At 72.1% G+C, this 20723-nt stretch carries 22 protein-coding genes and 2 pseudogenes; 13 read left to right on the top strand and 11 right to left on the bottom strand.

What is annotated here, in order from left to right; genetic code table 11:
• Nucleotides 1-190: 190 nt before the first annotated feature.
• Entirely contained in the window at nt 191-2377 is a 2187-nt protein-coding gene (locus JNW87_RS17485; protein WP_238454063.1) for an APC family permease, read from the top strand.
• A 63-nt stretch (nt 2378-2440) separates the two neighbouring features.
• On the opposite strand, the gene JNW87_RS17490 is transcribed toward JNW87_RS17485, so the two are convergent.
• Both JNW87_RS17490 and JNW87_RS17495 read right to left on the bottom strand, forming a co-directional pair.
• Nucleotides 2441-3223: a GNAT family N-acetyltransferase gene (locus JNW87_RS17490; protein WP_109800697.1), complete on the bottom strand. Its 783-nt coding sequence runs from the start codon at nt 3221-3223 to the stop codon at nt 2441-2443.
• 49 nt (nt 3224-3272) lie between these two features.
• A complete protein-coding gene (locus tag JNW87_RS17495; RefSeq protein ID WP_109800696.1) occupies nt 3273-4097 on the bottom strand; it encodes an SDR family NAD(P)-dependent oxidoreductase in 825 nt (274 codons plus the stop codon).
• 128 nt (nt 4098-4225) lie between these two features.
• On the opposite strand from JNW87_RS17495, the gene JNW87_RS17500 reads away from it, so the two are divergent.
• The gene (locus JNW87_RS17500; RefSeq protein ID WP_088964118.1) at nt 4226-5182 is read left to right on the top strand and encodes a CoA ester lyase; all 957 of its coding nucleotides are present in this window, start codon (nt 4226-4228) and stop codon (nt 5180-5182) included.
• 64 nt (nt 5183-5246) lie between these two features.
• Here JNW87_RS17500 and JNW87_RS17505 read toward each other — a convergent pair whose 3' ends face one another.
• Complete coding sequence (locus tag JNW87_RS17505; protein WP_109800695.1) at nt 5247-5759, bottom strand: DUF4190 domain-containing protein; 513 nt, start codon at nt 5757-5759, stop codon at nt 5247-5249.
• 122 nt (nt 5760-5881) lie between these two features.
• On the opposite strand from JNW87_RS17505, the gene JNW87_RS17510 reads away from it, so the two are divergent.
• The gene (locus JNW87_RS17510; RefSeq protein ID WP_109800694.1) at nt 5882-6772 is read left to right on the top strand and encodes an SDR family NAD(P)-dependent oxidoreductase; all 891 of its coding nucleotides are present in this window, start codon (nt 5882-5884) and stop codon (nt 6770-6772) included.
• 7 nt (nt 6773-6779) lie between these two features.
• Here JNW87_RS17510 and JNW87_RS17515 read toward each other — a convergent pair whose 3' ends face one another.
• Complete coding sequence (locus tag JNW87_RS17515) at nt 6780-7214, bottom strand: DUF4190 domain-containing protein (protein ID WP_109800693.1); 435 nt, start codon at nt 7212-7214, stop codon at nt 6780-6782.
• A gap of 180 nt (nt 7215-7394) precedes the next feature.
• Here JNW87_RS17515 and JNW87_RS17520 point away from each other — a divergent pair, with 180 nt between their 5' ends.
• The gene (locus tag JNW87_RS17520; protein ID WP_109800692.1) at nt 7395-8591 is read left to right on the top strand and encodes an acyl-CoA dehydrogenase family protein; all 1197 of its coding nucleotides are present in this window, start codon (nt 7395-7397) and stop codon (nt 8589-8591) included.
• Between the two features lie 43 nt (nt 8592-8634).
• Here JNW87_RS17520 and JNW87_RS17525 read toward each other — a convergent pair whose 3' ends face one another.
• Nucleotides 8635-9291: a hypothetical protein gene (locus tag JNW87_RS17525; protein ID WP_236647375.1), complete on the bottom strand. Its 657-nt coding sequence runs from the start codon at nt 9289-9291 to the stop codon at nt 8635-8637.
• A 23-nt stretch (nt 9292-9314) separates the two neighbouring features.
• Nucleotides 9315-9581, bottom strand: a complete 267-nt coding sequence (locus JNW87_RS40700) for a hypothetical protein (RefSeq protein WP_238454064.1) — start codon at nt 9579-9581, stop codon at nt 9315-9317.
• Here JNW87_RS40700 and JNW87_RS17535 point away from each other — a divergent pair.
• Nucleotides 9480-9791: pseudogene (locus JNW87_RS17535) on the top strand (TetR family transcriptional regulator C-terminal domain-containing protein); the annotation flags it as partial. The gene JNW87_RS40700 and the pseudogene JNW87_RS17535 sit on opposite strands and share 102 nt — an antisense overlap.
• A gap of 228 nt (nt 9792-10019) precedes the next feature.
• Here the strand turns inward: JNW87_RS17535 and JNW87_RS17540 are convergent.
• Nucleotides 10020-10427, bottom strand: coding sequence for a CoA-binding protein (locus tag JNW87_RS17540; RefSeq protein ID WP_109800690.1), 408 nt, complete (start codon nt 10425-10427; stop codon nt 10020-10022).
• Between the two features lie 26 nt (nt 10428-10453).
• Nucleotides 10454-12604: an intein-containing Rv2578c family radical SAM protein gene (locus JNW87_RS17545; RefSeq protein WP_309233965.1), complete on the bottom strand. Its 2151-nt coding sequence runs from the start codon at nt 12602-12604 to the stop codon at nt 10454-10456.
• Between JNW87_RS17545 and JNW87_RS17550 the strand changes: the two genes are divergently transcribed.
• Nucleotides 12603-13019, top strand: coding sequence for a thiol-disulfide oxidoreductase DCC family protein (locus JNW87_RS17550; protein ID WP_238454065.1), 417 nt, complete (start codon nt 12603-12605; stop codon nt 13017-13019). The two genes, JNW87_RS17545 and JNW87_RS17550, sit on opposite strands and share 2 nt — an antisense overlap.
• A 13-nt stretch (nt 13020-13032) precedes the next feature.
• On the opposite strand, the gene JNW87_RS17555 is transcribed toward JNW87_RS17550, so the two are convergent.
• The 3 genes from JNW87_RS17555 to trxA form a co-directional block, all read right to left on the bottom strand.
• Nucleotides 13033-13944, bottom strand: coding sequence for an HTTM domain-containing protein (locus JNW87_RS17555; protein WP_109800687.1), 912 nt, complete (start codon nt 13942-13944; stop codon nt 13033-13035).
• Nucleotides 13941-14381: a hypothetical protein gene (locus JNW87_RS17560; protein WP_109800686.1), complete on the bottom strand. Its 441-nt coding sequence runs from the start codon at nt 14379-14381 to the stop codon at nt 13941-13943. The genes JNW87_RS17555 and JNW87_RS17560 overlap by 4 nt, the downstream gene beginning before the upstream one ends.
• A gap of 167 nt (nt 14382-14548) precedes the next feature.
• On the bottom strand, nt 14549-14911 hold the full coding sequence (gene trxA / locus JNW87_RS17565; protein ID WP_109800685.1) for a thioredoxin: 363 nt from the start codon (nt 14909-14911) through the stop codon (nt 14549-14551).
• 544 nt (nt 14912-15455) lie between these two features.
• Between trxA and JNW87_RS17570 the strand changes: the two genes are divergently transcribed.
• From JNW87_RS17570 to JNW87_RS17600, 7 genes and pseudogenes are all read left to right on the top strand, one after another.
• Nucleotides 15456-15971, top strand: a complete 516-nt coding sequence (locus tag JNW87_RS17570; RefSeq protein WP_109800684.1) for a MaoC family dehydratase — start codon at nt 15456-15458, stop codon at nt 15969-15971.
• 91 nt (nt 15972-16062) lie between these two features.
• Nucleotides 16063-16553: pseudogene (locus tag JNW87_RS17575) on the top strand (hypothetical protein).
• A gap of 869 nt (nt 16554-17422) precedes the next feature.
• Entirely contained in the window at nt 17423-18046 is a 624-nt protein-coding gene (locus JNW87_RS17580) for an RNA methyltransferase (RefSeq protein ID WP_109800699.1), read from the top strand.
• A 129-nt stretch (nt 18047-18175) separates the two neighbouring features.
• Nucleotides 18176-18862 (top strand): DUF6758 family protein, encoded by a 687-nt coding sequence (locus JNW87_RS17585; protein ID WP_322475044.1) that lies wholly within the window; start codon nt 18176-18178, stop codon nt 18860-18862.
• A gap of 118 nt (nt 18863-18980) precedes the next feature.
• Nucleotides 18981-19139 carry a hypothetical protein gene (locus JNW87_RS17590; RefSeq protein WP_007455302.1) on the top strand — a complete coding sequence of 53 codons (159 nt, stop codon included), beginning with the start codon at nt 18981-18983 and terminating at the stop codon, nt 19137-19139.
• Between the two features lie 6 nt (nt 19140-19145).
• The gene (locus tag JNW87_RS17595; protein WP_109806020.1) at nt 19146-20021 is read left to right on the top strand and encodes a PH domain-containing protein; all 876 of its coding nucleotides are present in this window, start codon (nt 19146-19148) and stop codon (nt 20019-20021) included.
• A gap of 103 nt (nt 20022-20124) precedes the next feature.
• A partial coding sequence (locus JNW87_RS17600; RefSeq protein ID WP_238454066.1) for a SigE family RNA polymerase sigma factor occupies nt 20125-20723 on the top strand: 599 nt, incomplete at its 3' end.

The raw sequence follows: 20723 nt of genomic DNA on the forward strand, positions 1-20723 counted from the left end.
TTCCGCATGCCACTGCGCGGTCGAAGCCTTGTAGTCCAACCGGTACGTCCTGGTCGAGGCGTTGCGCCGCAACTCCCGCGAGATCGTCGACCCCGCACCCCTCACCGACTGAGCCCGCCGGCCTCCCCCTGACGCGGCTCCGCGGATTCCGCCAAGAGTGGCCATTCCCCAGCCGGAGGGGCGGCTTTCCGTGAAAGTGCGGGGGGAGGGGGTGGGGATGGCGCAGGAGCGGGCGGACGACGACGAGGCCGAGCGCGGCACCGTCGTCACGCCCTCGGCCGAGTTTCCCCCGCTGGCACCGGACGAGCGGGCGGCGCTGCGCCGGATCGGCGACCGCTGGCGCAGCCCTCGCCGCCCGGACGAGCTGCCGGTCGACCCGACGCTGGGCCGTAACGGGCGCCGGCCGGCGCCGAGCCGCTTCGGCCGGTTGGCGCCGATCGAGATGTTCACCGTCGAGAAGCCGGACGAACTGGTCGCCAGCGCGCCGGCGCAACTGCCCGGGTCCCGGCTGGGGCGGGGGTTGACCCGGCTCCGGCAGGCGCTCTTCGGCCCGCCGCTGCGCAGCTCCGCCGTGCTGTACGAGCGGATGCGGAAGCTGGTCGCCCTGCCGATCCTCTCCTCGGACCTGCTCAGTTCGGTCGCGTACGGACCGGAGGCGCTGCTGACCGTGCTGGTGCTGGCTGGCAGCGGCGCGCTCGGGCTCTCGCTGCCGCTGGCCGCCCTGCTGGTGGTGCTGATGATCGCGGTCGGGGTGTCGTACCGGCAGACCATCCCGGCCTACCCGCACGGCGCCGGCTCCTACATCGTCGCCGGGGACAACCTCGGCGCCACCGCGGGGCTCGCCGCGGCGGCCGGGCTGATGCTCGACTACGTGCTGACCGTCTCGGTGTCGGTGGCGGCCGGCGTGCACGCGGTCACCTCGGCGCTGCCCGGGCTGGCGCCGGCCACCGTGCCGCTGGGCGTGCTGGTGATCGCGGTGCTGCTGGCTGGGAACCTGCGCGGGGTGCGTACCGCCGGCAACATCTTCGTGCTGCCCACCTACGCCTTCGTGGCCACCCTGGTGGCGCTGCTGGTGGTCGGTTACCTGCGCGCGGCGGGCCGGGGGTTCGCGCCGGCGCCCCCGCCGGCGGTGCCGGCGGCGGAGGGCCTCGGGCTGCTGCTGGTGCTGCGCGCGTTCGCCTCCGGCGCGGTGTCGATGACCGGCATCGAGGCGGTGTCGAACGCGGTACCGGCGTTCCGCCCGACCGAGTGGCGCAACGCCCGTACGACCCTCGGCTGGATGGTGGGCATGCTGGTGGTGCTCTTCGCCGGGCTGGTCGTCCTGATCCACCTGGCCGGCCTGGCGCCCCGCCCGGACCAGACCCTGCTTTCCCAGCTCGGCCGGGTCACCTTCCCCACCGGCCCGTGGTACCCCCTGCTCCAGGCCACCACCGCGCTGATCCTGCTGCTGGCCGCGAACACCGCGTTCAACGACTTCCCCCGGCTGCTGTTCTTCATGGCGCGGGAGGGGCACGCTCCCCGCCGGTTCCTGCACATGGGTGACCGGCTGGCGTTCAGCAACGGTCTGGTCGCCCTCTCCCTCGCGGCGGCGGTCGTCTTCGTGGTGTTCGGCGGGCACACCGAGTCGTTGATCCCGCTCTACGCGGTGGGGGTCTTCCTCGCCTTCACCCTGTCCCAGGCCGGCATGGTGGTGCACTGGCGACGCCGGCGCGGCCGGGGCTGGCACCACCGGCTGGCGTTGAACGCGATCGGCGCCGCGCTCTCCGGTCTGGTGCTGGTGACCGCCGCGGTCGCCAAGTTCGCCGAGGGCGCCTGGGTGGTGGTGATCGCCGTACCCCTGCTGGTGCTGCTCTTCCGCCGGATCCACCGGCACTACGCGGCGCTGCACCAGGCGCTGGCGCTGCACCCGCCGCCGCCCGCCGGGGCCGCGTCCCGCGCCGGGCCCGCCGAGGGCGAGGAGCTGCCCCAGGAGGTACGCCACCTGGTGATCGTGCCGGTCGCCCGGCTGAACCGGGCGTCGCTGCGCGCGCTGGCGTACGCGGCCTCGCTGGGCCAGCCGACGCTGGCGGTGCACATCGCCCCGGAGGACGCCGAGGCGGACCGGTTCCGTGAGCAGTGGCGGGCCTGGGGTGACCACGTGCGGCTGGAGACGATCGTGTCGCCGTACCGGACGGTGATCGGGCCGCTGGCGCACTACCTGGAGGCGCTGCACGCCGCCCGGGCCGAGCTGACGCTGACCGTGATCGTGCCGGAGGTGGTGCTGCGTCGCCGCTGGCACCGGCTGCTGCACAGCCGGGCCGAGCAACGGTTGCGGTCCGCGCTGCGGGCGCTGCCGGGAGTGGTGGTCACCAGCGTTCCGGTGCACATCTCCGACTGAGGCTCACAGGTACGCCGCGAAGTGCTCCGCGACCGCCTCGGCGTCCGGCCGCCGCCCGGTCGGTCAGACGTCTCGGACCTCCAGCACCCGGGTGACCGGCGCGGCGTCGCCGAGCACGGCGCGCTGCGCGGCCCGTTCCGGGTCGGCGAGGAACGACCCGTAGCCGGCCCGGGTGGCGAACCGGATCACGTGCACCTCGCTCCGCCCGTCCACGGTGCGCAGCCGCCGCTCCAGCCGCCCGTCGTGCCGCCCGAGCAGGGCGAGCACCGTGTCCTCGTACCGCTGGCCGGCCTCGACCGCGTCGGCGCCGAACTCCACCAGGGCGACCAGCCGCACCGCGGCGGCCGGGTCGTGCACCAGTGACTTCCAGAAGTGGTGGTCGACGTGGCCGCCCGGGATGCCGTCCCGGATCCCGGTGTCGGAGTAGCCGTGCCGCCGGTAGAAGTCCGGCGCCTGGAAGGAGAACGACGACAGCGAGACCTCGGTGCAGCCCCGCCGCCGGGCCTCCTCCTCGGCGGCCCGCAGCATCCGGCCGCCCCAGTCCTGGTGCCGGCGGTCCGCCCGCACCCACAGCGTGTTGACGCCCGCGCGGCCGCCCCACGTCCAGCCGGTCAGCCCGCCGACCAGCTCCCCGTCCGGTCCGGTGACCCGCACCGACAGGTCGGCCTCGTCCTCCGCACCGGTCGCCGCGTTGTTGTAGGCGGTCAGTTCCCGTTCGAGCCGGGCCGACAGTTCCACGTCCGCGCCGCCCACCCGCAGCTTTCCGGCCGCCACTCCGGTCTCGGCGTCGCTGGTCGGCCGGCCTGCCTCGGTGCGCCGCGCGCCGGTGGGGTTTCCCGTCGTCATGCGGCGGAGTATCCCAGCGGGACCGACCGCTGCGACACCGGAAAACCCGTCAGCCGTCGATGCCGACGGCCTTGGCGCTGGCCGTCCAGAGCCGGGCGGCGAGCCGGGGGTCGGCCGCCTTGGGGAGCGGCCGGCGTGGTCGCCGGTCGTGGTAGTAGCCGCCGTCGATCAGCCGGGACGGGTCCTGGTTGGCCAGCCAGACCAGCGTCTCCGCGCCCTTCTCCGGACTGCGGAACGGCAGCAGCCGCATGCCCAACCCGACCAGCCGGCTCTCGTTGCCGAACCGGGTCCGCACCACCCCGGGGTGGAACGAGTACGCCGGCACGTCCGGCCAGCGCCGCGCCGCCTCGGCGGTGAACAGGATGTTCGCCTGCTTGCTGGTCCCGTACGCCCGCATCGGCCGGTAGCGGCGCAGCGCGGCGTTGAGGTCGTCGGGGTCGAGCGCCCCGCTGCGGTGCGCGCCGGAGGCGGTGACCACCATCCGCCCGATCCGGTCGGCGAGCAGGTTGCTGAGCAGGAACGGGGCCAGATGGTTGGCCTGCATGCTCAGTTCGAAACCGTCGACCGTGGTCACCGGCTGGAGCACGATGGCGCCGGCGTTGTTGGCCAACACGTCGATCCGGTCGTACGACTCCCGCAGTCGCTCGGCGAGCCGGCGGACGTCGTCGAGGACGGCGAAGTCCGCGCGGAACAGTTCCGGGCGCTCGCCGGAGTACTCGCGGACCCGGTCCCCGGCCGACTGCAGGCGGGCCGGGTCCCGGCCGACCAGCACCACCCGGTCGCCCCGGCGCGCCAGGTCGACGGCGGCCGCCAGCCCGATGCCGGAGCTGGCGCCCGTCACCACCACGGTCCGACGGTCAGTGAGATCTTCCACAGGTCCATTCACCCCGGTCACGGCACGAGGTTACCGTGACGTCACCACGCCCTTTGGGATCGTTAAGTTCTCGGCCTTTCATTCAGTTGGCGTCGGCGTGCCCGCCGGACGCTGGAAGGAGCGCATCCATGGCCGCTGTCGGTCGCCCCCGCCGGTCCTGCCTCGCGGTACCCGGTTCCAGCGTCAAGATGCTCGGCAAGGCCCAGGGCCTGCCGGCCGACCAGGTCTTCCTGGACCTGGAGGACGCGGTCGCCCCGCTGGCCAAGCCGGACGCCCGGAAGAACATCGTCGCCGCCCTGAACGAGGGTGACTGGGCCGGCAAGACCCGGGTGGTCCGGGTGAACGACCTGACCACGCCGTGGACCTACCGGGACGTGATCGAGGTGGTCGAGGGCGCCGGCGCGAACCTGGACTGCATCATGCTGCCCAAGGTGCAGAACGCCGCCCAGGTGCAGTGGCTGGACCTGACGCTGACCCAGATCGAGAAGACGCTCGGCCTGGAGGTGGGCCGGATCGGCATCGAGGCGCAGATCGAGAACGCGGCCGGCCTGGTCAACGTCGACGCCATCGCGGCGGCCTCGCCGCGGGTGGAGACCATCATCTTCGGGCCGGCCGACTTCATGGCGTCGATCAACATGAAGTCGCTGGTGGTCGGCGCGCTGATCCCGGACTACCCGGGCGACCCGTACCACTACATCCTGATGCGGATCCTGATGGCCGCTCGGATGCACGACAAGCAGGCCATCGACGGCCCGTTCCTGCAGATCCGGGACGTCGACGCGTTCCGCGAGGTGGCCAAGCGCTCGGCGGCGCTCGGCTTCGACGGCAAGTGGGTGCTGCACCCGGGCCAGATCGACGCGGCCAACGAGGTCTACCAGCCGGCCCAGGCCGACTACGACCACGCGGAGTTGATCCTCGACGCGTACGAGCACTACACCTCGGAGGCGGGCGGCAAGCTCGGCGCGGTGATGCTCGGCGACGAGATGATCGACGAGGCGTCCCGCAAGATGGCCCTGGTGATCGCCGCCAAGGGTCGTGCGGCGGGGATGACCCGTACCTCGAGCTTCACCCCGCCCTCGGAGTGAGCGGGGGCCGCCCCCGTGCGGCGCGGCGGAGGCCGTCCGGTCGACCGGGACGGCCCTTCCGTCGTCAGAAGGTGCTGCTGCCGCTCGTGTCGCCGTTGGCGATCGCCAGCACGATGATCACGACGTAGAAGGCGATCAGCAGCGCCAGCAGGACGGTGAGGATCCAGCCGACGATGATGGCGGCCTTGGCCATCCCCTCGCCCTGCTCGCCGGTCTCGCGGATCTGCTTGCGGGCCACGTGACCGAGGATCGCGCCGATCGGCGCGGTGATGCAGGAGGCGAAGCCGACCAGCGAGAGCACCAGCGCCACGATGGCCAGGGTGTTGGTCTTCGCCGCGACCGGGTAGCCGTACCCCGGGTAGCCCGGCGGCGGGTAGCCGGCCGCCGCGTACGGGTCGGCCGTCGGCTGCCCGCCCGGCATTCCGGCGTACGGGTTGGTCGGGGCGTACGGGTCGGCGGAGGTCGGCTGGGTGGGGATCTGGCCGCCCATCGCAAGGGTCGGATCGGCGGGTGGCGTGGACTGCTGGCCGGGGACCGACGGGTCGTGCCAACCACCGGACGGCGGGGGATAGCTCATCAGGCTTCATCTCCGTTGGATGCGGGTGCGCGCCGTCAGGGTAGCCACGCGCGTGCAAAACGGTGCACCCCCTTTCCGGGTGCCGCGTTGCCCGGAAGGTCCACAGCGGGCAGGATCGCGGCATGGCACATGACGCGCGTGGTGGCCGACCGAGACGGGACGTGAGCCGTCCGGGCCTGGTCCGGCGCAGCCGCGGCACCGCCCCGGCGGGCTCCGCCGACCAGGACCAGCCGGCGCCGCTCGCCGAGCCGGTCACCATGCGCCTCGACGGCCGGGTCGCCCTGGTCACCGGGGCCGGCAGTCCGGACGGCATCGGCTACGCCACCGCCCGCCGGCTGGCCGACCTGGGGGCCCGGGTCGCGATCGTCTCCACCACCCGGCGGATCCACGAGCGGGCCGGCGAGCTGGGCGTGACCGGCTTCGTGGCCGACCTGACCGACGAGGCGGAGGTGGGCGCGCTCGCCGACGCGGTGGCCGAGCAGCTCGGCGACGTCGAGGTGCTGGTCAACAACGCCGGCCTGGCCAGCCGGGCCAGCCCGGAGGTGCTGCGGCCGGTGGTCCAGCTCAGCTACGACGAGTGGCGCGGCGAGATCGACCGGAACCTGACCACGGCGTTCCTGTGCAGCCGGGCGTTCATCAGCGGGATGGCCGAGCGCGGCTGGGGTCGGATCGTCAACCTGGCGGCGACCGCCGGCGCGGTCAACGCGTTGCCGACCGAGGCCGCGTACGCGGCGGCGAAGGCGGGCGTGGTGGGGCTGACCCGGGCCCTGGCGATGGAGATGATCGCCGACGGGGTGACCGTCAACGCGGTCGCTCCCGGCACCATCTACACGGCGGCGTCCACCATGGCCGAGATCAAGCAGGGGCTCGGCACCCCGGTCGGCCGTCCGGGCACGCCGGACGAGGTGGCCGCGGCGATCGCCTTCCTCTGCTCGCCGGCCGCCTCGTACATCACGGGGCAGATGCTGGTGGTGGACGGCGGCAACAGCGTCCGCGAGGCGGAGTTCCGCTGACGTCGGGTCAGTAGGAGGTGCCGCTGTCGGAGTTCGCCCAGATGGCGATGGCGATCCAGCCGCAGCAGGCCAGCAGCCCGATCGCGGTGAACACGTAACTCAGCACCAGGCCCCAGGTGGCGAGCTGGGCGCCCTCCTCGCCGGTCTGCCGGATCTGCCGCTTGGCCAGGTGGCCGAGGACGATCCCGGCCGGGGCGAAGACGAAGGCGAAGACCAGCGACAGCACCGCCATCACGTTGGTGCCACCGCCACCGCCGCCACCGCCACCGCCACCGCCGGGCGGCGGGCCGTACTGGCCGTACGGCGGCTGCGGCGCGTACGGCGGCTGCTGTCCCCACTGCGGCTGCTGCCCGTACGGGTCGTGGTGCGGCGGCTGGCCGTAGGACGGCGGCTCGTACGGCGACGGCGGCTGGTCCGGCTCCCCGGGCGGTGGTTGGGTCACCCTCGCTCGCCCCCTCCGTCGCAGCTCAACGGCCTTCTCTCTTGCGGACGCTACCCGCAGCGGTGAACCTTTTCACAGCGGTTGTGTGGACTGGTCACCTTGGCCTCGCCGGTCGCGGGACCGATACTGACCCAGCGTTCAGTTACCCACGAGTAATGCGCCGATCCCCCGGAGGCTGAGATGGCCCGACTCGCCCAGACGCCCGGCCTGACCGATGTGCAGCGGTCGATCCTGGAAACCGTCCGGGAGTTCGCCGACAAGGAGATCATTCCGCACGCCCAGCGGCTGGAGCACGCCGACGAGTACCCCACCGACATCCTCGACGGGATGCGCGAGATGGGGCTCTTCGGCCTCACCATCGACGAGGAGTACGGCGGGCTCGGCGAGTCCCTGCTCACGTACGCCCTGGTGGTCGAGGAGCTGTCCCGGGGCTGGATGTCGATCTCCGGCATCGTCAACACCCACTTCATCGTGGCGTACCTGATCTCCCAGCACGGCTCGGCCGAGCAGAAGGCCCGGCTGCTGCCGAGGATGGCCACCGGCGAGGTGCGCGGGGCCTTCTCGATGTCAGAGCCGGAGTGCGGCTCCGACGTCTCGGCGATCAAGTCGAAGGCGGTCCGCGAGGGCGACAACTACGTGCTCAACGGCCAGAAGATGTGGCTGACCAACGGGGCGTACTCCTCGGTGGTGGCCACCCTGGTCAAGACCGACACCGGCGCGGACTCCGTCTACGGCAACATGAGCACCTTCCTGCTGGAGAAGGAGCCCGGCTTCGGCGAGACCGCCCCCGGCCTGACCATCCCCGGCAAGATCGACAAGATGGGCTACAAGGGCGTCGAGACCACCGAGATGGTGCTCGACGGGGTCATCGTCCCGGCCTCCGCCGTCCTCGGTGGCGAGGAGAAGGTCGGCCGCGGTTTCTACCAGATGATGGACGGCATCGAGGTCGGCCGGGTCAACGTGGCCGCCCGCGCCTGCGGCATCTCCGTCCGGGCCTTCGAGCTGGCCGTCGCGTACGCCCAGCAGCGCCGGACCTTCGGCCAGCCGCTCGCCAGGCACCAGGCCATCGCGTTCAAGCTCGCCGAGATGGGTACCAAGATCGAGGCTGCGCACTCGCTCATGGTCAACGTGGCCCGGCTCAAGGACGCCGGCCAGCGCAACGACGTCGAGGCCGGCATGGCGAAGCTGCTCGCCTCCGAGTACTGCGCCGAGGTCGTCCAGGAGGCCTTCCGCATCCACGGCGGCTACGGCTACTCCAAGGAGTACGAGATCGAGCGGCTGATGCGGGAGGCCCCGTTCCTGCTCATCGGCGAGGGCACCTCGGAGATCCAGAAGACGATCATCTCCCGTGGGCTGCTCAAGGAGTACAAGCTCTGACCGGTGCGCCGGTCACCGCCGCCTGGCGGGTGACCGGCCGCCCCTAGCTGTCCGAGCCGGGAAGCGAGACCGTCAGGTGTCGGCGGGCCAGGGCGACCAGCGCCTGCGGCTCGTCGGCGTAGAGCCGGATCTCGGTGACCGGCTCGCTCGGCCCCTTGGGCAGTGGGACCGAGAGCGGTTCGCGCAGCACGAGGTCGACGCTGGTCTGGCTGGCGGCGCCGACGTTCAGGATCGTCGCCCCGTCGTCGTGCTCGACCTGGATGGCCCGGCTGGAGGGCAGCGAGCGGTATCGGGCGTCGACCCGCGCGACGGCCGTCCAGGGCACCAGGAATTCCACCGAGAAGCCGTTGCGGACGCGCAGGCCGGCGGCGTCGGTGACGTGCGGGTGGATCCGCAGGCTGGCGTAGAGGCCGATCATCCAGAGCAGGCCCCAGATGCCGAGCGCCAGCGCGGTGTGCCGCACCGATGGCCACGGTACGGTGTGCCGGATGATCAGGTCGAAGATCGGGATTTCGATCGCGGAGAGCCCGATGAAGACACCGAGGATCGGCTTCACCACTCCGAGGTAGCTGAACGTCTCGGCTCCCGGCGCGAGCCCGACGGGCCGGCGCAGCAGCCACCGGCCGAGGCTGCGCCACATGGCCACCTCGTACACGACCGCGCGACGCAGCAACGCGACGGGAAGACTCTGCTTTCGCACGGTCACCTCGCCCTTCAGGACTTTTACATTGCAGTTGCAACGTAACCGGCGAGCCGCAGTATGTCAATGCAGTCGTATTGTGAAAGCATGAGGGCATGCCGAAACGGGTCGACCATCGGGAGCGCCGCAAACTGATCGCCGACGCGCTGATGCGGGTGGCCGCCGAGCACGGGCTGGAAGCGGTCAGCCTGCGGCACGTGGCGACCGAGGCCGGCGTCTCCTCCGGGATGGTGCAGCACTACTTCCGCACCAAGGACGAGATGATGACCTTCGCGCTGTCGGTGGTCCACGAGCGCTCCGAGGCGCGGGTGACCCGGGCGGTCGGCGCGCTCGGCGACGCCCCCTCCCCGCGTACGCTGCTGCGGACCATGCTGGTCGAGCTGCTGCCGCTCGACGAGTCCCGCCGGGCGGACGGGCGGGTGGCACTGGCGTTCCTGGCCTACACGGCCGTCCGCCCGACCGTGGCCGCCGCGCTGCACCAGGAGACCGCCGGCCTGGTCGCCTTCGTCGCCGGGCAGATCCGCCTCGCCCAGGAGACCGGGACGCCGACCGGCGCATCGACCCGGAGCGCGCCGCGGCCGGGCTGCTGGCGATCATGGAAGGGCTGGGGGTGTACGTGCTCGGCGGACACTATTCACCGGAGACGGCGCTCACCGCCCTCGACGCCCAACTGGACCTCGTCTTCGGCCCCGACGAGCCGGGAGAGTGACCGCTGCCGGCCGACCCGTTCAGCCGAGCCGGGTCAGCCCGCCGGCGGCCCGTTCCACGATGAGGCACCGGTCCTCGACGTAGTCGATGCCGGCCTCCTCGGCGATCCGCCGCGCCTCGGCCGACACGATCCCCAGCTGCAACCACACCGCCGCGACGCCGATCGCCACCGCCTGCCGCACCACGTCGACCGCGTCCCCGGCGGGCCGGAATACGTCGACCAGGTCGACCGGGTGCGGGATGTCGGCCAGCGACGGGTACGCCTTCTCGCCGAAGAGCTCGTCCACCGTCGGGTTCACCGGGATGATCCGCCAGCCGTACCGCTGCATCTGCAACGGCACGCTGTGCGCGGCCTTGCCCGGGTCGCGGGACGCGCCCACGACGGCGATCACGGCGGAGTCGGCGAGGATCTGCTGAGCGGTACGCACCCCGCGACTGTAGCCCCGGGCCGCCCTCAGAGCAGGGTGAGTTGCTCGGACGGCGTCTCCGGGGCGGGCTCGGGCAGCCGTCGGTTGTCGCCGACCTCGGCCCGGTGCAACCCGTGCCGGCGGGCCGCGATCCGCACCCGCGCGGTCAGTTCCCGCTGGTACGCCTGCGGCGCGTACGCGCCCGCCCGGTAGAGCTGGCGGTAGCGGGGGACCAGGTGCGGGAACTGGCGGGCCAGCCAGTGCGCGTACCACTCGCGGGCGCCGGGGCGCAGGTGCAGGGCGAGCGGCGTCACGCTGGTCGCCCCGGCGGTGGCGACCGCCGACACGGTCGCCTCGATCGACTCGTCGTCGTCGCTGAGCCCGGGCAGGATCGGTGCCATCAGCACCCCCACCTCGAACCCGGCGTCGGTGAGCTGGCGGACGGCGTCCAGCCTTCGCCGTGGGCTCGGGGTGCCCGGCTCGACCGCGCGCCACAGCTCCTCGTCGACGAAGCCCACCGAGAAGGAGAGGCCGACCCGGGTGACCTCGGCGGCCTGACGCAGCAGCGGCAGATCCCGCAGGATCAGCGTGCCCTTGGTCAGGATCGAGAACGGGTTGGCGAAGTCGCGCAGCGCCTCGATGATCGGCGGCATCAGCCGGTAACGCCCCTCGGCCCGCTGGTAGCAGTCCACGTTGGTGCCCATCGCGACGTGCGCGCCGCGCCAGCGCGGGGCGGCCAGCTCGCGCCGGACCAGCTCACCGGCGTTGACCTTGACGATCACCTTCCGGTCGAAGTCCGCCCCGGCATCCAGATCCAGATAGGTGTGGGTGTTGCGGGCGAAGCAGTTGTGGCTGACCACGCCGTTGGCGATGAAGTCGCCGGTGCCCGTGGTGATGTCCCACAGCGGAAGCTCCAGCCCGAGCGACTCGATGCTCACCACCCGCAGGGCTGCCTGGCCCTCGAGTGCCGCGCCCTCGATCGACCGTTTGCGGGTCATCGCCGGATCGGTCAGATGGAAGAAGCGCAGCCTTTCCGGCAGACCACCGGTCAGCCGGATCCGGCGCACCCGGTTGGGCAGTCCGGGGTCCTCGAGCACCGAGGTGAACCCGAAATGACGAAGGGCGTCCGCAGTGTGGCCGAGGATGTCGTCGGCGCCGTTGCTGATCCGGAAGATGCCCCTGCTGCAACTGCCCTCGGCGTCGAAGATGCCGGCCAGGAAGCCGAGTCGCCAGTCGTCGGTCGGCTCCTCTGGCCAGCGGATCAGCTCGGTGATCGCCTCGATGTCGCGTTGCTTCGAGGTGCGGATGGCGGTGATCGCAAGTCTGGTGGCGCTGACCGGCATGAAGGAGAAGCGGTGCGTTTCGACCCCTGCCTCGGAAAGGAAACGCCTCGTCCGGCTCAGCGCCTCGTTGTCGGCCAGGGCCAACCGGAACCGGTGCACCTTTCCGGACGGATATGAACAGCTGCCGAGGTGAGCGTCGCCCCGGACCATGCCGCAGAGGTAGCCCCGCCGGTAGTCGGTCGAGTCCTTGGGGCCGGCGGCGAAGCGGCCGGTGCCCATCAGCCGGTTACTGGTCGTCAGGTAGGGGCGCTGTCCGGCGCCGGCCATGGTGCCGGTCACGTACTTCCAACCCCGGTCGGAGAGGAAGCGGTGGTCGCCGCTCGCCACCAGGGTCGTGCCGTCCTCCAGGGTGACCCGGTAGGCCGACTTCACCGTCGACCACTTGTCGAGGACGGTGGTGAGGACGTAGCGGCGGTAGGCGCCCCGGCGCTCGGTCCCGTAGATCCGGTCGCCCGGCTCCAACTCGCTGATCGGTTTCGTGCGCCCGTCCGCCATCAGGACGGGGGTGTCGCCGGCCAAGCAGTACACACACGCGTGACTGCAGCCCCGGTACGGGTTGATCGTCCACTCGAACGGGACGCGGGACTCCCCGGGCACCCGGTTGATGATCGACTTTGCCCGCACCTCGTAGAAGGTCATCCCGGCGAAGCCCGGGGTGTCGAACGTGCGGGCGATCGCGCCGGGGAGCGCCAGCGGCAGGGGTGGAGCCGCTGGCGCTGCCCCGTCGGGAATCCCCTCGTCCGGGGGAGCGGAGAGGTTCTCCCAGCGCATGGACCCTATTCGAACACGCGTACGAACGATGTGCAAGTGACACCGGTGCCGGCGCGCGCCGGGCGGGTGGAGGATGGGGGGCATGGAGACGTCGACCTTCGTCTACGACGGCGACTGCGCCTTCTGCAGCCGCTGCGCCGAGTTCATCGAGCGCCGGATCCCGACCGGCGCCCGCGTGCTGCCGTGGCAGTTCGCGGACCTCGCCGCGCTCGGCCTGACGGAGGCCGAGTGCGAGGAGGCGGTGCAGTGGATCGGCGCCGACGGCTCCCGCGCGTCGGGCCCGGACGCCATCGCCAAGCTGCTGGGCGACAGTGGACCGCTCTGGCGGTTCGCCGGGACGGCCTGCGCTTCCCGCCGGTGCGGCCGCCGCGTGGCCGGCGTACCGCTGGGTGGCCCGCAACCGGCACCGGCTGCCGGCGGCACCGCGGCCTGTTCGCTGCCCCAGGAGGCTCGCGAACGCCTCTACGGCCCGAGCGGCCGGCCCACCGCCGGCTCCTGACCGACGGGCGGCGCTATGGCGTGGCCGGTCCGATCGCCGGCTCCCGGCCGGTTAGGGCACTCGGCGGGGAGGCATCGTCGTCCGGGGTCGCCGGCTCGCCCCGCCGGGCGAGGACGCGGCGTGCCCACACCACCGGGCGGACCTTCTCCAGCGGCACGAAGCTGGTCATCGCCACCAGGTGCGGGGCGAACGAGATGGTGATGGTCGCGACGGTCGCCAGGTGGAACGAGTAGAAGAAGCCCACCGTCGCCAGCCGCCACCGTTCGGGCAGCAGGAACACGACCGGGCTGAGCAGTTCGAAGGCGAGGATGCCGAACTGGGCCACGATCAGCAGGTGCGGCACCTGGGCGATCAGGTCCGCCAGGTCGGTGCCGCGCCGGATGATCGCGCGCGCCAGCACCGAGCCGGTCGCCCAGTCCAGCCCGCCGAAGCGGAACTTGGCCCAGGCCGCCAGGAAGTACGTGCAGATCACCGCGATCTGGGTGACCCGCAGCGCCCAGCCGCCGGCCTCGGTGCGGGTGGGGTCGCCGTGCCGGGCCCGGCCGGCGGTGGGCAATGCGGCCAGCGCGACGAGCAGCCCGCCCCGGTCGTGGTCGACCTTGCCGTAGCTCATCGCGACGATCATCCACTCGAAGTAGAGCGCGAAGACCGTCCAGCCGAGCAGCCGGGGCGCCCGCCCGGTCGCGGCGAGCAGGGCCAGCACCAGCAGCGCCCAGAAGATCGCGCCGACCAGCGCCGGGGTGGGGGTGGGCAGCGGGAGCAGCCGGCCGATCAGCAGCGGGTGGTACAGCTCGCCGGGCACGTCGACCCGGGTGCGTACCCAGGGGGTGAAGACGACCAGGTCCGCGGCGACGAAGAGGTAGACCAGGGTGCGGAAGGCGGCCACCCGGCCGCGGGGGACCGCCTCGGTCAGCCAGCCGCTCATCGGTCGGCCTGCCAGCGGACGGCGGTCTCGTCGGTCCACCGGCCGGTCGGGCGGCCGTCCCGGATGCCGTACCAGCGGATCACGATCCGCACCTCGACGAGCGCGGGCGCGTCGGGGTGGCGTTCGGTGTACGCGTCGGCGACCTGACGCAGCAGGGTCGGGTCAGCGGCGTACCGGCCCTGTTGTCCCTCGATCTCGGCGCGGCGGATGCCGGTGGCGTCCTGTCCCAGCTCGACCACCGCGCCGGTGCGGTCGACACCCTCCACCCGGGTGTCCGGGGCGGGGGCGTCCGGCGGGTCCGAGGTGGAGTACATCCGGAACGGCCCGAACGGGAAGTCGTCGTCGGTGCCCCGGACGGTGCCGACGAGGAGCAGCGCCAGCCCGAGCGCGGTCACGCCCAGCCGGACCGCGCGCCCGCGGGGGGTCAAGGTCTCCATCGGTTGGGGACGATACGGGATCGGGGCACCCGGAAGACGTCCTTCCGTCGTCCACTCATCGCTGACCGTGTCGCCGTTTCGGAGAGGCCGGAGAGCGGCAGCGCAGGCTGCGGAAACGGCGCCGGCCGGGCCCCGAGCGGGACCCGGCGCGCCGGAGTAGTGGTGGATCAGTGCTTGTGCTCGGCCATCTGCTTGCGGACCTCGTCCATGTCGAGCTGCTCAACCTGCTCGATCAGGTTCTCCAGCGCGGACTCCGGCAGCGCGCCCGGCTGGTTGAAGACGATCACGCCGTCCTTGATCGCCATGATCGTCGGGATCGAGCGGATGTTGAACTTGGCGGCCAGTTCCTGCTGCGCCTCGGTGTCGACCTTGCCGAAGGTGATGTCCGGGTGCTTCTCCGAGGAGCGCTCGTAGACGGGGGCGAACCGCTTGCACGGGCCGCACCAGTCGGCCCAGAAGTCGAGCAGCACGGTGCCGTCGCTCTCGGTCACCTCGTCGAAGTTGGCCGTGGTCAGCTCAACCGTTGCCATTGCACTCTCCGATCAGCGCGGATTACTACGTCCACTGGAACCAGGGCGGGTGCCGTTGAATTCCCGGCCAGGGCGTGGCGAAACTCTCAGCAGTGGATCGGTGACGGAGGGAACTATCGAATGCCATCTGTCTGCGCCGCCGTGCGGAACGCAAGTGCACCAAGCATTTGCGTGACGAGCCGTAATGGGAGCGCTTCCAAGGAGATCCACTGGATTGAGCGCTACGAATCGGTAACTTGGGGGTTGACATGGAGCGATCCGGTGTGCGGAGATCGCTCCCACGAGCGGCGTCGGTAACCCAGAGTAGTGTTACAAAAGGATAAATGTGACGTCCGTCTCTGTCCGACCGGCATCGCCGTACGGCAGAATCTGTCGCATCAGAGCGTGGGCGGCGGGTGCCGGGGAGGGCCCCGCCGCTCATTGCGTCTCCCCCCGGATGTGGCCGGTGTGACATTTCCTCACCACCCGCGCCCCCGTCTTCGCCTTAACAAGCGGTAAGGCATGCTGTGCCGAACTCCATCGCCGCCCGTCGAAGGGGACAAGGATGCAGTTCGGCCGCTACTACGAGGAGTTCGAGGTCGGCGCGGTCTACCGGCACTGGCCGGGCAAGACGGTCACCGAGTACGACGACCACCTCTTCTGCCTGCTCACCATGAACCACCATCCGCTGCACATGGACGCGCACTACGCCGAGACGGCGAGCCAGTTCAAGCGCAACGTGGTGGTCGGCAACTACATCTACTCGCTGCTCCTCGGCATGTCCGTGCCGGACGTCAGCGGCAAGGCGATCGCCAACCTGGAGATCGAGTCGCTGCGGCACGTCGCCCCCACCTTCCACGGGGACACCATCTACGGGGAGACGACCGTGCTGGACAAGCGGGAGTCCTCCTCCAAGCCCGACCGGGGCGTGGTCGCGGTGGAGACCCGCGGCTACAACCAGGACGGCACGCTGGTCTGCGTCTTCCGCCGCAAGGTCATGGTCCCCAAGAAGGAGTACGCGGCCGCCGCCGTGCCGGAGGGCGTCGACCCGGAACGGCCGAGCTTCCCCGAGCCGCGCTGACCCCCGTACGACCCCAGGGGCCCCTTGCCCACCGTGTTCCGGTGCAAGCCCCTCGGCCTGTCCGGGGCATATGCTGACGCCGGAGGTCCCCATGAGCCACTCCCTCGCCGGAGAGCCGCCCTCTGCCGGACGTCGTGCCGCACCGCTGACCACCGCCGTCTACTCCGCGGCGGAGTGGGACCTGTTGACCGGCCTGCCGGGCCGGGTCCTCGTCGCCGCCGCCTCGCCGGGCCCCGGGCGTCCGCCCCGGGGGGTCACCGCCGGGCTCGCCGGTCTGGACGCCGTGGCCGCCGGCCGGGCCTTCGACAGCGATCTGGTCCGGGCAGTGGTGGCCGCGATCTACGCCCGCCACGACGAAACCTCCACCGCCGGCGAGCGGCTCACCGATGTGGTCGACCTGCTGGCCGCCTGCCGGGCCGCGGTACGCGTGCTCGACGCCGCGCCGACCCGGCCGACTCGGCGGCGTACCGGCAGTGGGTGGAATCGGTCGCGGCGCGGGTCTGCCCCGCCGCCGCCGGCGAGTCGAGCCCGGCCGACCGGCGGTTCCTCGACCGGCTCGGCGGTGCCCTGGGGTTGCGCTGAGGCCGCGACGGCCACGGCCGTTCCCGGTCGGTCAGCCGCCCTTCTGCACGCCCCGCGCCTCGGCGAGCACCAGCCGGGCGAGCTCCCTGCCCGCCCTGTCGTACAGGGTGCAGATCGCGCGCTGCCCGGCGGGCACGTCCGCGGCCAGGGACCGGCCCTCCCGGGCGGCCCAGAACAGGGCCGCAGTGGCATCGCCGCCCCAGGGCGCACGCTGAGCGTGGTGGTCGGGTAGCCCGGCTGCGCGATGGTCGCCCGCGCCACCGGGGCCGAGGCGAACCCGTAGGTGATCAGCCGACCGTCCGGGGCGGGCCGCTCGCGCACCTCGAAGAACGGCAGGGTGTCCCCGTTGCCGAGGGCCGAACGGAAGTTCTCGTCCTCGGGCAGTCGGTGGTGGCGGCCGGTGCCGGTGTCGAACCAGGCGATGTCGACGATGTGATCGGTGGAGGGGCTAAGCATCAGCTCGTCGGCGCCGATCCGGATGCCGGTGCGCAGCACCCGGTCGACCGGCCGGGCGCTGGGATTCGGCCACGGGCCGGAACTCACGCCGGCGTCGGGGGCGGCCACTTCCGGCGACGGGTCGACGGTCGCGGTCGTCGTTCCACCAGCCGGCCCGGCCGCGCCGGTGGCCGGGCCGCAGCCCGCCGTCGCCAGGCCCGCGAGCAGGACCGCCATGGCGCCCCGTCGTACCCGTGCGCTCATCCCGCACCTCCGTCCGTCGTCGGAGCCTATGCGCCCACCGGCCGCCCGGACGGCCCCATTCGGTGCCGGACACCGGACCACCGGCGGGCCGGTACGCCACCGGCGCGTCCCGGCCGATCCGGAACCCTCGCGGCGGCGTCGGCCGGCAGGGGCCGTACCCTCTGGAAACCGTGACCGGTGACCAGCTGGACGTGGGTGTGGGGCCGTGGCCCGGCGAGCTGCCGGACGACCCGCGGTACGACCCCGAGCTGCTCGCCGAGGGCGACCGGCGCAACGTGGTGGACCGCTACCGGTACTGGCGGCGGGAGGCCGTGGTGGCCGACCTGGACCGGCGTCGGCACGACTTCCACGTGGCCATCGAGAACTGGCAGCACGACTTCAACATCGGCACGGTGGTGCGCAACGCCAACGCCTTCCTCGCCGCCGAGGTGCACATCGTCGGCCGGCGGCGGTGGAACCGGCGGGGCGCCATGGTGACCGACCGCTACCAGCACGTCCGGCACCACCCGACGGTCGAGGAGTTCGTCGCCTGGGCGGCGGCCGAGCGGCTGCCGGTGGTCGGCATCGACAACCTGCCGGGCTCGAAGCCGCTGGAGACCAGCACCCTGCCGCGCCGCTGCGTCCTCCTCTTCGGCCAGGAGGGCCCGGGCCTCTCGGACGCCGCCCGGTCCGCCTGCGACCAGCTCTTCTCCATCGCCCAGTACGGCTCGACCCGCTCGATCAACGCCGGGGTGGCCAGCGGCATCGCCATGCACGCCTGGATCCGGTCGCACGCCGGACCGCCGCCGGACTGACCCCGGCCCACCGCGCCGGATCCCCCGGCCGCCCGCCCGCTCCGCCGTCGGACTGAATCCCCCGGCCGTCCGTCCGCTCCGCTTGACGGGCCGCCCGCGCGGGGTGACGGTGGGGGTGTGAGTGTCGCGGTGAGTTGTCCGAGATGTGCGGGCCCGATCCGGGAGCCGGACCTGATGCACGGTGAGTCACGCTGCCTGCGGTGCGGGCCGGTGTCCCCGCTGCACGTGCCCGAGCACATCGGCGCCGAGATCATGGCGAGTGTGGTCGAGCAGGTGACGTCGGCCGCCGACCCGCCCGACCGGCCGGGCGTACCGCTCTGGTGCCCCTGGCCGCTCCCACCCGGATGGACGCTCACCGGGGTGGCCTGGGCCGGGGACGAGCGGAACGGCGTACGGGCCACGGCGGTGGCCTGCGCCGGTCCGGCCCCGCTCGACGGTGGACCGGCCGACCTGCTCTTCGTGGCCGAGGAACCGGGCGTCGGCCTGGGCACCCGGTTCGCCGGCGTGCCGGGGCCGGACCCGGGTCCGGAACTGGCGGCGGCGCTCACCGACCCCGGCCCTGGTCACGCCGAACGCGTACCGCACGCCAAGATCCGGGTGGGTGGCCATCCCACTCCACTGTGGCTGGTCAATTCGCCGACCGACCGAAGCGCGTACGCCGGCGAGGCTCGGGGAATGTGGCTGCATGCGATAGCCTGGCCGGCGAGTGCGGGTCACCTCCTCGCGGAACAAGTCGTGCTGCACGACCTCGCCGAGTGGACTCCGCCCGAACTCGTGTACGGCGCACCAACTCCGTACCTGCACGGAGCGGCCTGACCGGCCGGTCCGGGTGAGTCGGAGTACGGACGCAGATATTCACTGTACGACACCATACTGATACTCTGGGTGCCGCTGCGGTAAACGGACCCGGCTCCGCGCGAGAGGATGGCCCGCTATGGTCAAGAAGGTCCTCACCTGGGCCGGCATCGCATTCTTGATCTTCTTCGTTGCCTACCGGCCGAACTCCGCCGCCGACGTCTTCAAGTCCCTCGGCGGCGGCATCATGGACATCGCTCAGGGCTTCGGCGACTTCTTCACCAGCCTCGTCGCCTAGCCGCCGATGGGAAGCCCCTCCGGTCCGCCCTTCGACCCTGACGATCCCGACCGGGAGCGCCGGGAGCGCGACACCGAGCCGATCCCCCGGATCGATCCCGACGACGGCCCCGGCTACGGCGCCGGTCCGGGTCTCGGCGACGGTCCCTCCCTTTCGGACGACGTCGGCTACGGCGCCGGGCCGGGCTACGCCGGCGAGGGCCGCTCCGGCCGGGCCTGGATCCGGGACCCGGAGGCCGGTTACCAGCCGCCGCAGATCTCCGAGGACGAGCTGGCCGGGCTGCGCGCGGACGCGGCCGGCACGGCCCCCCGCCGGGTGCTGCCCCTGGAGGACGAGCCCAGTTCGCTGGTGGCCCGCTACCTCTTCCCCACCGAGCGCTACCGGGGCGAGTGGAAGCGGCACTGGATCCACCTCTCCACACCGATCATCGTCGGCATCGCGGCCACGTTCGTGCTCGGCTACCTCTCCGGCTTCCTCGCCGGGCGGGACGTCGGCGCGTTGACCACCGTCGCGGTGCTGCTCTGGTTCGCGGTGATGGGCTGGGTCGCCTGGCGGGTCGCCGACTGGTGGTACGACCGCTTCATCCTCACCAACAAGCGGGTGATGGTGGTCAACGGCATCATCACCCGGCGGGTCGCGATGATGCCCCTGGTCCGGGTCACCGACATGAAGTACGAGCAGACGCCGACCGGCCGGGCGCTCAACTACGGCACCTTCGTGCTGGAGTCCGCCGGTCAGGAGCAGGCCCTCCGCGAGATCAAGAATCTGCCCAACCCGAACGAGCTCTACCTGCGTGTGGTCGAGGAGATGTACGAGCCGCAGGCGGTCGAGGCGCGGTTGGGCAAGGAGGCGGACGAGGCCAAGGCCGACGACGGGGCGTGAAACTTTTCGTCCGAACATCGGAGGAACTGCGCACCATTTGCCGTCGACCCGACCCTGCCGGCCGTGGCAGCCTGCCATGAAAGACGGGGCGCGGAGGTGAGCGGTGGCGAGCAGGGACCCGCTGGAGGAGGAGTTCCGCGAGTTCGTCGCGGCCCGCTCCGGTGCCCTGCTGCGCACCGCCTACTTGCTCGCCGGGGACTGGGCGACCGCCGAGGACCTGCTCCAGACCGCGCTGACCAAGACCTACCTGGCCTGGAAGCGGCTCGGCGGGATCGAGGCCATCGAGCCGTACGCCCGGCGGGTCCTGGTCAACACCTCCACGAGCTGGTGGCGGCGGCGCTGGCACGGTGAACGGCCCACCGACGTGCTGCCCGAGCGGGCCGGCGTCGACGAGATCGAGCAGCAGCTCGACCGGGACGCGCTGTGGCGGCACCTGAGCGCGCTGCCCGCCCGGCAGCGGGCCGTGCTGGTGCTCCGCTTCTACGAGGACATGTCCGAGGCGCAGACCGCCGCCCTGCTGGAGATCTCGCCGGGCACCGTCAAGAGCCAGACCTCGCGGGCGCTGTCCACCCTGCGCCGCCGGCTCGGCTCCCAGGCCGCTCTCCTGTCCCGGCGGGGCATGGGCCAGGTCGGCCAGGTCCTTGATCAGGTCGAGAAAGTCGCGGGCCGAATCGTCTTCGTTCAGGACGGCCTAGACACCTC

Origin of the sequence: Micromonospora sp. ATA51 (assembly GCF_016802855.1) — a bacterium.
GTDB lineage: Bacteria > Actinomycetota > Actinomycetes > Mycobacteriales > Micromonosporaceae > Micromonospora > Micromonospora sicca.